This is a genomic window from Kitasatospora sp. NPDC056076 (genome assembly GCF_042266305.1).
GTDB lineage: Bacteria > Actinomycetota > Actinomycetes > Streptomycetales > Streptomycetaceae > Kitasatospora.
In genome coordinates this window covers 248,385-262,874 of the sequence record NZ_JBHJWG010000003.1, presented here as the reverse complement: position 1 = coordinate 262,874, position 14,490 = coordinate 248,385, and the positions used below count along the sequence as shown (strand labels likewise).

General features: G+C 73.2%; 9 protein-coding genes and 1 rRNA gene. 3 read left to right on the top strand and 7 right to left on the bottom strand.

The window, feature by feature from the left end; translation table 11 throughout:
• From ACFC1T_RS04590 to ACFC1T_RS04570, 5 genes are all read right to left on the bottom strand, one after another.
• Window positions 1-92, bottom strand: a 16S ribosomal RNA gene (locus ACFC1T_RS04590); the annotation flags it as partial.
• Window positions 93-626: 534 nt separating this feature from the next.
• A complete protein-coding gene (locus ACFC1T_RS04585) occupies window positions 627-1,301 on the bottom strand; it encodes a nucleoside/nucleotide kinase family protein (RefSeq protein ID WP_375883440.1) in 675 nt (224 codons plus the stop codon).
• A gap of 39 nt (window positions 1,302-1,340) precedes the next feature.
• Window positions 1,341-2,327 (bottom strand): LD-carboxypeptidase, encoded by a 987-nt coding sequence (locus ACFC1T_RS04580; RefSeq protein WP_375883437.1) that lies wholly within the window; start codon window positions 2,325-2,327, stop codon window positions 1,341-1,343.
• Between the two features lie 143 nt (window positions 2,328-2,470).
• Window positions 2,471-3,574, bottom strand: a complete 1,104-nt coding sequence (trpS, locus tag ACFC1T_RS04575) for a tryptophan--tRNA ligase (RefSeq protein WP_375883434.1) — start codon at window positions 3,572-3,574, stop codon at window positions 2,471-2,473.
• 259 nt (window positions 3,575-3,833) lie between these two features.
• A complete protein-coding gene (locus tag ACFC1T_RS04570) occupies window positions 3,834-5,297 on the bottom strand; it encodes an APC family permease (protein ID WP_375883432.1) in 1,464 nt (487 codons plus the stop codon).
• 434 nt (window positions 5,298-5,731) lie between these two features.
• Here ACFC1T_RS04570 and ACFC1T_RS04565 point away from each other — a divergent pair, with 434 nt between their 5' ends.
• Window positions 5,732-6,781 carry an ABC transporter substrate-binding protein gene (locus ACFC1T_RS04565; protein WP_375883478.1) on the top strand — a complete coding sequence of 350 codons (1,050 nt, stop codon included), beginning with the start codon at window positions 5,732-5,734 and terminating at the stop codon, window positions 6,779-6,781.
• Window positions 6,782-6,919: 138 nt separating this feature from the next.
• The gene (locus ACFC1T_RS04560; RefSeq protein WP_375883430.1) at window positions 6,920-8,353 is read left to right on the top strand and encodes a hypothetical protein; all 1,434 of its coding nucleotides are present in this window, start codon (window positions 6,920-6,922) and stop codon (window positions 8,351-8,353) included.
• Here ACFC1T_RS04560 and ACFC1T_RS04555 read toward each other — a convergent pair.
• Entirely contained in the window at window positions 8,335-8,856 is a 522-nt protein-coding gene (locus ACFC1T_RS04555) for an NUDIX hydrolase (protein ID WP_375883428.1), read from the bottom strand. The genes ACFC1T_RS04560 and ACFC1T_RS04555 overlap by 19 nt on opposite strands.
• Window positions 8,857-8,991: 135 nt before the next feature.
• On the opposite strand from ACFC1T_RS04555, the gene ACFC1T_RS04550 reads away from it, so the two are divergent.
• The gene (locus tag ACFC1T_RS04550; RefSeq protein ID WP_375883425.1) at window positions 8,992-9,996 is read left to right on the top strand and encodes an ATP-grasp domain-containing protein; all 1,005 of its coding nucleotides are present in this window, start codon (window positions 8,992-8,994) and stop codon (window positions 9,994-9,996) included.
• A 70-nt stretch (window positions 9,997-10,066) separates the two neighbouring features.
• Here the strand turns inward: ACFC1T_RS04550 and ACFC1T_RS04545 are convergent, their stop codons facing one another.
• Entirely contained in the window at window positions 10,067-14,119 is a 4,053-nt protein-coding gene (locus ACFC1T_RS04545; protein WP_375883424.1) for an ABC transporter transmembrane domain-containing protein, read from the bottom strand.
• Window positions 14,120-14,490: the final 371 nt, after the last annotated feature.

Here is a 14,490-nt window from a genome sequence, read left to right as displayed (position 1 = left end):
CTGATCCACCCCGAAGGGCTTCACCGTTCGACTTGCATGTGTTAAGCACGCCGCCAGCGTTCGTCCTGAGCCAGGATCAAACTCTCCGTGAATGTATACCGGTAATCCGGTCCACACCCGCGTTGAGCGGCACGGCAACCACCGGAATAGGGTGATCCCGCGCACTGCGTCCTCGCTAGTGTTTGTTTCAAAAGGAATCTCCAACCCCGATCAGACGATCGAGGCCGGGGATGTCAACATATCTGGCGTTGACTTTTGGCACGCTGTTGAGTTCTCAAGGAACGGACGCTTCCTTCGGACCGCCTTCCAGCGGGCCCTCCGGGCGCTTCGTTCTTTCGTGTTTCCAGCTTACCAGATGTTTTCCGCTCCGTTTTCCGGGGCTTCGTCATCCAACTCGCTGGTGTCTTCTGCGGCTTGACGCCCCGTCCGACGTTTCAAACTCTAGCCGATCCCCGCTCCGAAAAGCGAATCCAGCCGCAATCCGATAAACAGCGCACGCCGAATAAGCACCGAGCCGAGACGCGTAAAAGCGAAACGACCGGCACGAACCGGAAGTGGTGATTCAAGGGATTGGCCGCTCCGGGACCGTCCGCGCCGATGCGTGTCCGGTGCTCCCTGCCGAGCGACTAGGAAACACTACCCCTCTCCGGCGTCGGGAGCAAACGGGCCCCGGGGACCGTCCGGGTGCAGAGCGCCCGGCCCTGCTTCACGTACTCGCCGTTGGGATGGTCGTTGCCGGTGACCCAGCGCAGCGCGGTGGCCTCGTCCCGGCCACCGTCGCGGTGGCGGCGGAGCAGCCGCTCCTCGCGGACGGTGTCGTCGGTCTCGACGTACCAGAGTTCGCGCAGCAGCCGGCGGGCCTCCGGCCACGGGGCGTCCGCGGCAGCGAGGTAGTTGCCCTCGGTGATGACCAGGCGGGTGTGCGGGCGGACGACGTGGCGGGCCGCGACCGGTTCGTCCAGGGTGCGGTCGAAGTCGGGGACGTAGATGTCCTGGAACCGGTCGGCCGCGACCCTGCGCAGCAGGGCGACGTAGCCGTGGGCGTCGAAGGTGGCCGGGGCGCCCTTGCGGTGGGTCAGCCCGAGGCGGTCGAGCTGGGCCGTGGAGAGGTGGAAGCCGTCCAGCGGCAGGTACGCGGCGGTACCGGGGCCCTCGACGCGTTCGACCTCGGCGACCAGGTGCCGGGCGAGGGTGGACTTGCCGGCCGCGGGCGGGCCGACAAGTCCGAGGATCGTGCGGGCGTTGCTGCCCGGGCCGCGGAGGAGTCCGAGGGCAAGGGCGGTGAGGCGGTCCTCGTTCATGGCCGCACCCTACTCACCGGCCCGGGGCCGACGGTCGGCTCAGGCGGAGCCGGTTGCGGTGTCGGGAGCGGCGGTGGGGACGAGGGCGGGCAGCTCCAGGGTGAGCGTGCCGGCGTCCGCGTCGAGCAGGGCGGGGACGCCGAGCGGGACGGTCAGGGTGGACGGGCAGTGGCCGAAACCCAGCTCCCAGAGCACGGGCACGCCGAGGCCGCCGAGGCGGTCGGTCATCACGTCCCGGACCCGTTCGGGCCGCCCGCAGCCCTCCCAGGAGCCGAGGGCTATGCCGGCCACGCCGTCGAGGGCGCCGGAGCGCAGGAGCTGGGTGAGCAGCCGGTCGAGCTGGTACTGGTGCTCGTTGACGTCTTCGAGGACGAGGATGCGGCCCGCGTAGGAGGGGCGGGCGGCGGGCGTGCCGCGTTCGGCGACGAGTACGTGGAGGCAGCCTCCGGCGGTGACACCCCGGGCGCGGCCGGGGACGAGCGGGCCGGCGGTGGGCGAGGTGAGGACGGTGGTGGCGGCCGGGTCGAAGAGGGTCCGGCGCAGGTGCTCGGCGGTGGGGCCGTCCTCGACGAAGGAGGCGGCGGCGGCCATCGGCCCGTACAGGGTGGCGAGGCCGAGGCGCTGGGCGAAGGCCTCGTGCAGGGAGCTGACATCGCTGAACCCGATGAGGGGCTTGGGGCGGGCGGAGCGCAGGGCGGTCCAGTCGAGCAGGTCGACGATGCGGTGGACGCCGTACCCGCCCCGGGCGCAGATGACGGCGTCGACGTCGGGGTCCAGCCACGCGTCCTGGAGGTCGGCGGCGCGGTCGGCGTCGGTACCGGCCAGGTAGCCGAGGGTGGGGTGGGTGTCGAGGACGTGCGGGGCGACGGTGACCCGCAGGCCCCAGGATCGGAGGATCTCGCAGCCGGCGGTGAGGCGCCCGGCGTCGATCGGGCCGCTGGGGGCGACGACGGCGATGTGGTCGCCGGGGCGCAGCTGCGGCGGGCGGGTCAGTCCCTGGCCGGGCGTGGTCGGTTGCTGGTCCATGGACCGGACCTTTCGGGGAAGGGGCGGGCTGTGGGCGGCCTCGGGGTGTGGTCGAGGCCGCCCGGTGACGATATGCCCGCCGGTCGACCGGCCGATGTCCGCAGACGGGCCCGTCACGGGGCGCCGGTCGACTTGAGGGCCGTTCAGATCGCGCCCATCACCTCCCGCACCTCGGCGAGAGTGGTGTCGGCAATGGCGTTGGCCCGTTCGGCACCCTCGCGCAGGACCTGCCGCAGGTGGCCGCGGTCGGCGGCGAGCTCGGCGCGGCGGGCGCGCAGCGGGCGGAAGTACTCGTTGACGGACTCGATGACGGTGCGCTTGAGGGCGGCCGCGCCGCCGTCGCCGACCTCCTCGGCGATCGCCTTCGGGTCGCGGTCCTGGCAGAGCGCCGCGAGCAGGACGAGGCCGGACACCTCGGGGCGGCCGACCGGGTCGTAGCCGATGCGGCGGTCGGCGTCGGTCTTCGCGCCGCGGATGATCCGGGCGGTGGTGTCCTCGTCGGCGCCGAGGGCGACGGCGTTGCCGCGGCTCTTGCTCATCTTGCCGCCGTCGGTGCCGAGCAGCATCGGGGCGTCGGAGAGCAGCGCCCGGGGGCGGGGGAACACGGCGCTGCCGTCGGCGTGCGGGTAGCGCTCGTTGAAGCGGCGGGCGACGGTGCGGGCGACTTCGAGGTGGGGCAGCTGGTCCTGGCCGACCGGGACGAGGTCGGCCTTGCAGAACAGGATGTCCGCGGCCTGGTGGACGGGGTAGGTGAACATCAGCCCGTTCACGGCGGCCTGGCTGGAGTGGGCGATCTCGTCCTTGACGGTGGGGTTGCGGCTGAGTTCGGCGACGCTCACCAGGCTGAGGAAGGGCAGCAGCAGCTGGTTGAGGGCGGGAACGGCGCTGTGGGCGAAGATCGTGGCCCGTTCGGGGTCGAGGCCGGCGGCGAGGTAGTCGAGGACGAGGTTCTCGGTGTGTTCGGCGAGCCGGTCGGCGATGTCGCGGTCGGTGATGACCTGGTAGTCGGCGACCAGGACGAACATCTCGACGCCCTGGTCCTGCAGCCGGACCCGGTTCTGCAGGGTGCCGAAGTAGTGGCCGAGGTGGAGCGGGCCGGTGGGGCGGTCGCCGGTGAGGACCCGGTGGGAGGACGGGTCGTCGATCCGGTCCTGGGCGGTGAGGTCGGACGTGCCGGCGGTCATGGCCGTGGTGGCGACCGCACCAGCGGTGGTGGTGGCGGCGGTGGCGGCAGTGGTGGTGGTCATCGGGTTTCTCCCTCGGTACGGCGGCGGTGGCGGCCGTCCGGGGCGAGGGGCCCGTCCCGTGGGGAAAACGCGACAGGGCCGTCCATCCCGGACGGCCCTGTGGTCAGGCGAGTGGGGTGGCCGTCCTAGGACGGCCACCAGCACAGGCCCACGAAGCGCTTCATAGCTCCAACGATAGCGCCGGCCCCCTGCACCGGTCACCCGGTTCAGGTCTCCTGCACCGGCCCCCTGCACCGATCCCCGACACCGTGGACCGGCGTCAGTCCTCCACGACCAGGGCCCGGGTGTCCTGCCGCAGCGTCTCGCCGCGGAAGAACTCCGGGCGGATCCGGCCGTACCAGGTCATCAGCGCGGCACCGAGTAGCAGGATGCCGACGCCGATCACGAACACCGAGCCGACGCCGAACACCGCGCCGCTGCCGTAGTCGGGGGACCAGGCATCGGTCAGGGTCTGGAGGAGGACGGCGCTCAGCAGCAGGCCGCCGAGCAGCGGGGCGACGCCCTTGAGCAGCAGGTCGCGCGGGCTGTCGCGGAGCGAGTGGCGGAAGTGCCGGACGCAGGCGAAGGCGGTCAGCGCGTAGTAGAAGCAGATCATCAGACCGAGCGCCAGGATGGTGTCCTGGACGACGTTCTCGCTGATCAGGCTCATGCCGACGTAGAAGACGGCGGTGGCGAGGCCGGCCGCGACGGTGGCGTAGCCGGGCGTGCGGAAGCGCGGGTGGACGGTGCCGAAGCGCGGCGGCACGGCGCGGTAGGCGCTCATCGCGAGCAGGGTGCGGGCCACCGGGATGAAGGTGGTCTGCAGGCTTGCGGCGGCGCTGGCGACGACGGCCAGGAACAGCAGGATGCTCCACGGCGAGCCGAGCACCGGGCGGGCGAGCGCGGCGAAGACGTTGTCGGCCGTGGCCGGGTTGCCGAGGCCGTCGCCGGTGCTGCCGACACCGGCGAACATCTGGGCGGCGACCGCGACCAGCAGGTACGAGCCGACCAGGGTGACCATGGAGACCATCGCGGCCCGACCCGGGGTCTTGGTGCTGCCGAGGGTCTCCTCGTTCATGGTGAGGCAGGTGTCCCAGCCCCAGTACATGAAGATGGACAGCGACAGGCCGGCGGTGAACGCGCTGAACGAGCCGACCTGGAGCGGGTTGAGCCAGGAGAACGAGAAGCCGATCGAGTCGGGCAGGTCACCGGCGGCGGCCTTGCCGATGGCGATGGCCGAGAAGAGCAGCAGCACGGCCAGCTGGAGGCCGACCAGGCCGTACTGGAACCACTTGGTGGCCGTCATCCCCCGGTAGCTCATCGCGGTGGCGCCGGCGATGAGCAGCACCACCGTGAGCAGATGGACGGCCTTGTTCTGGTCGAGCCCGGCGATCCAGCTGCTGCCGGTCATCTCACCGAGCATCAGGTAGAGGAACTCCGTCGCCACGCCGGCCAGGTTGGAGAGCACGATGATGGTGGCGACGGTCAGTCCCCAGCCGGCCATCCAGCCGACCCGGGGGCCGAAGGCCCTGACCGTCCAGGTGAAGGACGTACCGCAGTCCGGGAAGTCCTTGTTCAGCTCCTTGTACGCGAACGCGACGAGCAGCATCGGCAGGAAGCCGGCCAGGAACACGGCCGGCATCTGGACGCCGACCGCGGTGACCGTCGGCCCGAGCGTCGCGGTCAGGCAGTACACCGGGGCGACGGTCGAGACGCCCAGCACCACGCTGCCCAGCAGGCCCACCGAGTTGCCCCGTAGACCCTTGTCCCCCGCTCCCCCAGCCGCCCCCGGTTCGGGAACGCCACCACTGGTGCCACTGACCGGGGCACCCTGCGGAGCACCGGGCGCCGTTGCCCGGCCGCTGCTTGTGTGCTCTGAGAGCTGCTGATCAAACACCAGCGCACTCTAAGCCGCGCGAAGAAGGTTGAATAGACCAACTCTTGGTGATTTTGTGCACTGATGATGACCTTTGGCCTCCTCGGTGCGCACCCCCGTGCGGAGGGTGCGCTCGGCAACGGGATAGGTTTGCCTCACCTAACCTCGACCGTCCGGTCCCGACCGTGAAGGAGCGTCGCGTGGCCCCCGACTCCGACGACCCGAACCTGGCCCCCACCCCCGCCCTCGTCCCCGCCGTCGTCGCCCGCACCCCCAGCCGGCGCCGCTTCCTCGCCACCGGAGTGACCGGCGCCGCCGTGCTCGGCCTCGGCGGGCTCCTCGCCGCCTGCGGCAGTTCGGGGGGCTCGGGCGGCTCCGGCGGGTCCGGGGGCGGCAGCGGTGCGAAGCCGGGCAGCGGCGGCTCGCCGGACCAGAAGTCGGTGAAGCAGGGCGGCGACGACTACGCCGGTGTCATCGAGAAGATGAAGGGCTTCGGGACCGACGCCGCCCCCGGCGTCTACCCGCGCACCGTCAAGCACGCCATGGGCGAGACCGTCATCCCCGCCAGGCCCACCCGGGTCGTGGTGCTGGACACGGGCGAGCTCGACAACGTCGTCTCGCTCGGCATCCAGCCGGTCGGGGTCGTCCACACCGACGGCTCCAAGTCGCTGCCCTCCTACCTCAAGGACAAGGCGGGCAGCCCGGCCGCCGTCGGCACCATCAACAGCCTCAACCTGGAGGCGATCGCGGCGCTCAAGCCCGACCTGATCCTCGGCAGCCAGCTGCGCGCCCAGGACCAGTACGCCCAGCTGTCGAAGATCGCGCCGACCGTCTTCTCACTGCGCCCCGGCTACCCGTGGAAGCAGAACTTCCTGCTCAACGCCAGCCCCTTCGGCCTGCAGACGGAAGCCAAGACGCAGCTCGACGCCTACCAGGCCGCCGCCACCGCGATCGGCGCCGCCCTCGGCGGCAAGCGGCCCACCATCACGCCGCTGCGCTTCATGCCCGGCCGGACCAGGCTCTACGCCGAACTCTCCTTCATCGGCACCATCCTCACCGACGTGCCGCTGCCGCAGCCCGCGATCGAGCAGGTCAAGGAACTCGCGGTGGAGGTCAGCCCGGAACAGATCGACAAGGCCGACGCCGACTGGATCTTCTACGGCGTGTACGGCAGCCCCAGTTCGACCAACCAGGACGCGGTGCTGGGCGGGGCGCTCTGGAAGACCCTCGGGGCGGTCAAGTCCGGTCAGGCGCGGCCGGTTTCGGACGAGACCTGGTTCCTCGGGCTCGGCGTGACGGCGGCCAACGCGGTGCTCTCCGACCTCAAGGGCTTCGTCGCGTCCGGGAGTTGAGCCGATACGCCCGGTAGGGGCCGCCGCTGATCACCCGGTGGTCACGGCGTGCTCCCGGGCGCCCGTGCGGGAATGACGCTTGGAGCTGGTGGCGCGGTGCGGGAGGATCGTCGGGACCGTCCCCCGAAGGGCCCGCCGATGACTTCGCTCCACCCCGGTTCCACCGACCCCGCCCCGCCCGGACCGTCCGGGACCGCTGCGGACGGTGCCGACTCCTCGCCCCCGACCGACGGGCCCCGCCCGCCCGGCGCGGGGGCGCCGATCTGCTCGATCGCGACGGCGGCCGACGTCGGCGCGCCCGGCGCCCCGGGCGCCCTCGTCCGCCACGACTCGGTGCCGCAGCCGCGCACGCCGGAGGACGTCGAAGCGCGGCTCCGGCGCGCCAAGGCGGATGGCGCTGCGGCAAATGGCGCTGCGGCAAATGGCGCGACAGCGGACGGCGGCGGCGCTGCCGGCGGTTCCGCGGACGGCGGCACCGACGACTGCGGCGCTGCCGACGGCGGTACGGCGAGCGACACGACGAGCGGCGCGGCGACCACGGCACGGCTCCGGGAGGCGTTCGCCGACCGGCTGCGGGCCGCGCGCGCCGAGGGGCGCTCGCTCGCCGAGCTGGCGGCCGCGTGCCGCCGGCCGGTGGCGGAGGTACGGGCGCTGCTCGGCGAGGCCGAGGAGGCGTCCGAGGCGGACTCCGAGGTGGACTCCGGGCCCGAGGCCGACGCCGGTACCGGCGTCCACGCCGGTGCGAGTGCCGGTTCGGGTGCGGGCTCCGCCTACGACCGGACCGGGTCGGGGTTCGTCCGGTTCGAGCGGACCGCAGCGCCCGTCGAGGGCAACCGGCCCGCAGCGGTGGCGCGTTCGGGGCGCGAGGAGCTCCGGAGCCTCGGCTCGCGGCGGCCGTCGCCGTCCCGCCGACTGCGTCGGATGCACCCGCCGGCCGGCCCGACCGGGCAGGAGGCGGCCGCACGGGAGACGGCCGCGACCGACCCGGCCGGCACCCGGCCGCCCGGTGCGGGGTGGACGGGTACACCGACCGGTGCAACGGGGCCGGTGGCCGGTCACCCGACCACCGCGCCCCCGGAGCCCGGGGCGAACGCCGCGTACCGGGCCGGCACCGGGCTCGGGGTCGGGACCGGAGTGGGGACCGGAGTGGGGGTCGAAGGCGCGACTGCTGTCGGCGCTTCCCTCGGGACCGGTACCGAGGCAGCCCGGGCCGAACCGCCGCTCGGCATCCTGATCGGCGGCAGCCCGGTCCAGTCGGACGCCGTGGGCCGCCCGGAGGAGCGGACACCGGTCCGGGTGACGGCGGAGCCGATCCGGGTCGGTCGCGGGACCAGCCTGGTCGTACTGCCCTCCTGGCGTCCCGCCATCGCCGTCTCGGTGTCGACCGAGCAGCTGATCATCGAAACCGGGCTCACCGTCGAGCAACTGGCCGGCGCCCGGCTGACGGTGCGGATGAACCCGTGGGCGCTGCACGACCGGGAGCTGGACCTGCACGGCTGGGAGCTCGGCCCGGCCGGGCCGGGCGGACGGGCCGCCCGACGCGGCGGACGCGGTCAGGCGTTCGGGATGTAACCGAGGTCGACGGGCACCGGAGGGCGCCCGTCGACCGCCCAGCCCGCGCGGACGGGCTCCAGCAACTCCGGTAGCCGGGGCGGCCAGAGTGCGTCCGCGTTCTCGTCGGCGAGCTCGGCCGGGGTCCACCAGCGCCAGTCGAGGATCCGGTCCTGGGCGTGCACCGCACTGACATCGCCGACCGGGCCGCGGTGCGGTCCGCGGGTGAGGTAGATGTGCTCGTGCTGGCGGACCGGGGTTCCGTGCCAGGTGAAGTCGTGCTCCCAGGTGCAGAGCAGCGGGCCCGGTTCGAGATCGGTCCAGCCGGTCTCCTCCCACAGTTCGCGCCGGGCGCCGACCAGCGGGGTCTCACCCCGCTCCAGCCCGCCGCCGGGCATCGTCCAGTGGACGCCGACCTCGTCGTTGTCCGAACGGAGCAGGAACACCGAGCCGTCGCCGTCCAGCACCACCGTACGGGCGGCCCGGCGGGGAACGCGTCGGTGCGGTCGCAGCAGTCTTCGCATCGGGACACTCTGACAGCGCCCGCACCGGGCGTCGACCGGATCCGCCGTCCCGACGCCCCACGGGGGAGGAACCGGGGCGACCGACCGCCGCCGGATCGCAGCCGGGAGCGGCCCGCTGGCCTTACCCTGACCGCCATGCCCGTACCCTCGATCCTCTTCCCCGCCGATCCGCTCAACCCGCGCCGGCCCGATCCGCACTTCGCCTGGGAGGCCCGGCTGCTACGGGAGTTGGGCGGTGAGCACCATCTCGTCGACCACGACGCACTGCTCGCCGGACACCCCGAGGAGGCGGTCCGGCGGGTGCCCCGGGACTGCGGACCGCTCTGGTACCGGGGCTGGATGCTCCCCTCCGCCCGGTACGCCGGGTTCGCCGCCGCCCTCACCGCCCGCGGCGGCAACCTGCTGACCAGCGCGCCCGGCTACGCGGCGGCGCACGAACTGCCCGGCTGGTACGGGGTGTTCGAGGGCGCGACCCCGCCCAGCGTCTGGATCCCGTCCGACGGGACGGCGGCACCCACCCCGGCGGAACTGGCGGACGCCGTGGCCCGGCTCGGCGGCACCGGGCCGGCGATCGTGAAGGACTACGTGAAGTCCCGCAAGCACGAGTGGCACGAGGCCTGCTACGTACCGGAGTTGGCGGACCTGGCGACCGTCGGACGGGTGGTCGGGCGGTTCGTCGAGCTGCAGGGCGAGTCCCTGGCGGGCGGGGTGGTGCTGCGCCGGTACGAGGAGTTCGAGCGCGCCGACGGAACGGGCCGGGCCGCTGACGGTGCCGAGGGAGACGCGAGCGGCGCGGGAGGCGCGGGAGGCCGTGGCGGCACGGGCGGCGTCGGCAACGCGGGCGGCCCGAACGGCGCGGGCGGCGACGGGCGGGCGGTGGAGGTCCGGGTGTGGTGGCTCGACGGTCGGCCGATCCTGGTCGGCCCGCACCCGGACACCCCGCACCAGCGGGTCGAGCCCGACCTCACCCACGTCCCCGCGCTGGTGCGAAGACTCGGCTGCCGCTTCGTCACCACCGACCTCGCCAGCCGGGCGGACGGCTCCGGCTGGCGGGTGGTGGAGGTCGGGGACGGCCAGGTGAGCGACCTGCCGCGCGGCGTCGACGCCTCGGGCCTGCTGGCCTCGCTGATCGCCGCCTGAGCGCATCGCCCGACCGCCCGACCGCCGGACCGCCGGGCCGCCGTCGGACCGCCCGACGACCCGACCGCGGTTACCCGGCGGCGACCGTCTCGGTCGGGGCCGGGTGGCCGTCCGCGATGAACGCCTGCCAGAGCCGGGCGTACGTCCCGTCCAGCGCGAGCAGTTCGGTGTGGGTGCCGTCCTCGACCACCCGGCCGTGGTCCAGCACGACCACCCGGTCCGCGCGTTCGGCGGTGGTCAGCCGGTGGGCGATGACCAGGGTGGTGCGACCGCCGCTGAGCCGGTCCGCGGCCTGGTTGACGGCGGCCTCGGTGGCCAGGTCGAGCGCCGCGGTGGCCTCGTCCAGCAGCAGGATGTCCGGGTCGACCAGTTCGGCCCGGGCCAGCGCGATCAGCTGGCGCTGACCGGCCGAGAGGTTGCGCCCGCGGCCGGCGACCTCGTGGTCGTAGCCGCCCGACAGTCCGACGATCATGTCGTGCGCGCCGACCGCCCGGGCCGCCGCCTCCACCTCGGCCGCCGAGGCGTCCGGGCGGCCGTAGGCGATCGCCTCGCGGACCGTGCCCGCGAACAGGTACGCCTCCTGCGGCACCACGCCCAGCCGGTGGCGGTACTGGGCCAGGTCGTAGCGGGTGAGGTCCACCCCGTCGACCCGGACGGTGCCCTCGGTCGCGTCGTAGAACCGCGCGACCAGCTTCACCAGCGTCGACTTGCCCGCGCCGGTCTCGCCGACCAGCGCCACCGTCTGACCGGCGGGTATGTGCAGGTCGACGGCGCTCAGCACCTCCGGTGCGCCGTCCGCCCCGCCGTTGTAGGCGAAGCCGACGCCCTCGAAACTGATCTCGCCGCGCAGCCCCTTCGACACCGGGACCGGATCGGCCGCCGCGGCCGTGGTGGTCGGGGTGCGCAGCAGCTCACGGATCCGGCCGAGGCCCACCGAGGCCTGCTGGTAGCCGTCGAACACCTGCGACAGCTGGTTGACCGGGGCGAAGAACAGGTCGATGTAGAGCAGGTACGCGACCAGCGCGCCGACCGTCAGCGTCCCCGCGTCCACCCGGGCGGCGCCCACGATCAGCACCAGCGCGGCGGCCACGCTGGAGAGGAACTGGACGAACGGGAAGTACAGCGAGATGTAGAACTGCGCCCGGACCCTGGCCTCCCGGTAGGCGATGCCGCGGGCCACGAAGCGGTCGGTGTTGGTGTCCAGACGGCGGAAGGCCTGGACGATCCGCATGCCGGCCACGTTCTCCTGGAGGTCGGCGTTGACCGTGCTGATCAGGTCCCGGGAGCGCTCGTACTGGTCCTTGGACCTCTTCCGGAACACCAGGGTGGCGATCACCAGCAGCGGCAGCACCGCGAAGACCACCAGGGCCAGACCGGCGTCGATGATCAGCAGGGCCACGAAGATCCCGGCGAAGGTCAGCAGGCTGACCACCGCGGTGACCATTCCGGTCTGCAGGAAGGACGTCAGCGAGTCCAGGTCGGTGGTCATCCGGGTCATGATCCGGCCGGTCAACTCGCGCTCGTAGTAGTCCAGGCCGAGCCGGTTGAGGTGGGCGAAGATCTTGAGCCGGAGGGTGTAGAGCACCCGCTCACCGGTCCGGCCGCTGACCCGGTTCTCGGCGCCCTGCACCAGCCAGTCCAGCAGCACCACGACGAGCGCGGTGATCGAGGCGACCGCGACACCGGCCATCAGGCCCTTGCGGACGCCCTCGTCGATCCCGTGCCGGATCAGCACCGGCAGCACCAGCCCGGCGGCCGCGTCCAGGGTGACCAACAGGAAGGCGATGAGCAGCGGGGTGCGGAAGGGGCGCAGCAGGCGGCCGAGGCTGAAATCCGGATCCCCGGTCTCGGCCTCGGCGCGGGGGACGGCGGGGGCGTCGGCGGCCGGCGGGAGGGCGGCGACCTTGGCCAGCAGCTCGGGGTCGGCGGTGCGGGCCGCCTTGGCGAGGGCGGGGGTGGGGAGTACAGGGGTCTGCGCGGACGGCCGGTCCTTCTCCGCGGCCGGCGCGGACTCGGAGCCGGAGGCGTCGGTGGTGGCGGCGGGCTCAGCGGAGTCAGCGGGGGTATCGGCGGTGCCGGTGCTGGTGGCGGTGGCGGGCCCGGGTTGTGGCTCCGGTGCACGGCCGGCTTCCGGGTCGGTGATCAGGGCCCGGTACTGGGGACATCGGGCTTCGAGTTCCTCGTGCGTGCCGAGGTCCAGCAGTCGGCCGTGGTCCAGGACCGCGATCCGGTCGGCGAGTTGGAGGGTCGAGCGGCGGTGGGCGATCAGCAGGGTGGTGCGGCCGGTCATCACCGAGCGCAGCGCGTCGTGGATCTCCGCCTCGACCTGCGGGTCGACCGCCGAGGTGGCGTCGTCCAGCAGCAGGATCCGGGGGTCGGTCAGGATCGCCCGGGCCAGGGCGATGCGCTGGCGCTGGCCCCCGGAGAGGGTCAGGCCCTGCTCGCCGACCTTGGTCTCGTAGCCGTCCGGCAGCGCGCGGACGAACTCGTCGGCCTGGGCGGCGCGCGCGGCGGCGACGATCTGCTCGTCGGTGGCGTCCGGGCGGCCGTAGGCGATGTTGGTGCGGACCGACTCGGAGAAGAGGAAGCTCTCCTCGGGCACGATGCCGACCGCCGCACGGACCGAGTCCAGGGTGAGGTCGCGCAGGTCGTGGCCGTAGAGGCGGACGGCGCCGCCCGCCGGGTCGTAGAAGCGGGGCACCAGCTGGGCCACCGTCGACTTGCCGGAGCCGGAGGCGCCCACCAGGGCGAGGGTCTCGCCGGGGGCCAGCGCGAGGCTGAGCCCGTGCAGCACCGGGGCGGGGTGCTCGGGGTCGTAGCGGAACTCGACCCGGTCGAACTCCAGGGCGACGTCCGGGGTGCGGGGGCCGACGGTGGCGGCCGGGGCCTCGTCCGGGGCGCCGGCCGGGCGATCAGCCGCGGTGTCGGCGGGGGTGGTCCCGTCCCTCGTCAGGTCCAGGGTGAGCGCGTCCGGGCGCTCCTGGACGAGCGGGCGCTCGTCGATCAGCTGCAGCACCCGCTCGACGCCCGCCCGGGCCTGCTGGCCGACCGTGATGACCATGGTCAGCATCCGCACCGGGCCGGTCATCTGGGCGACGTAGGTGGAGAAGGCGACGAACGTCCCGAGCGAGACCCGACCGTCGACGGCCAGCCAGCCGCCGAAGGCCAGCACCGCGACCTGGGCCAGGGCCGGGATCGCCTGCATCGCCGGGTTGTAGCGGGCGTTCAGGCGGATCGACCGGAGCCGGGCGGCGAACAGGTTGCGGGAGACCAGCTCCAGCTTGTCCTGCTCCTGCGCCTCCTGACCGAAGCCCTTGACCACCCGGACCCCGCCGATCGCGCCGTCCACCACGCCCGCGACGGCGGCCGCCTCCTGCTGGGCGGCCCAGGTGGCCGGGAACAGGCGCTTACGGCTGCGCACGCTGACCCACCACAGCGCAGGGGCCATCACCACGGCTATCAGGGTCAGCGGCGGGGACAGCCAGACCATCACGCCCAGCGACATCACGAACATCAGCAGGTAGCCGGTCATCATCGGCAGCATCGAGAGCAGGCCGTTGATCAGCTGGAGGTCCGAGGTCGCGCGCCCCACCACCTGACCGGTGTCCAGGCGGTCCTGGCGGTGGCCGTCGAGCCGGCCGAGCGAGCGGAACAGGTCGCTGCGCATGTCGTGCTGGACGTCGAGGGCCAGCTGGCCGCCGTAGTAGCGACGGACCTGGGTGCAGCCGAAGACCACGACGGCGGCGAGCAGCAGCACCACCGCCCACGGGGTCAGCGAGCGGGTGTGGGCGACGATGACGTCATCGATGATCAGCTTGGTGACCAGCGGCACGAGCGCGGTGACGGCCATGCCGACCAGCGAGGCGCCGAAGGCGAGCAGCACGCTGCGACGGGACCGCCAGCTGTAGCCGATCAGGCGACGCAGCCAGCCGTCGGCCTGAGCGGCCGGGCTCGGAGCGCCGTCCGGGCTCGGAGCGGTGGCCGGGCTCGGAGTGGCGGCCGCCTCCGGTGCGGGGCCTGCTTCGGTGGCCCGCGGGCCGTCGACGGCGGCGGCCGGGTCGGGGCCGGGGGCCGGTTGGCCGCTCGGGGATTGCTCCACCATGGATCCGTGAGTCTCGGGCATATTTAGGGATGCTAACCATTTCGTCGGGTGGCCGCCACGGCATTTCCGGCCGCGCGAGGCGATCGGAACTGACTCCGGTACGGCCCGGATCGTCCGGTCCGGCGACTGGGCAACAGCTTGCGGCCTGCGGTGATTCCCGATCGAACACAGCTGCGGCCCGACGGTCCGGCCCTTGCCCCCCAGGGTCGCCCGAGAACCCGGCGCGCGCCCAGCGCCCCGGGGGCGGGCAGGCGCCGTCCTTTGGACCTAGGCCCTGTCCGGTCGGGCCCTGTCCGGTCGGGCCCTGTCCGGTCGGGCCCTGTCCGGTCGGGCCCGACCCGGGACGGTACCGGGTCGGCGACGTCGGGGAAGGGCGGCAGCGAACAGGGGGC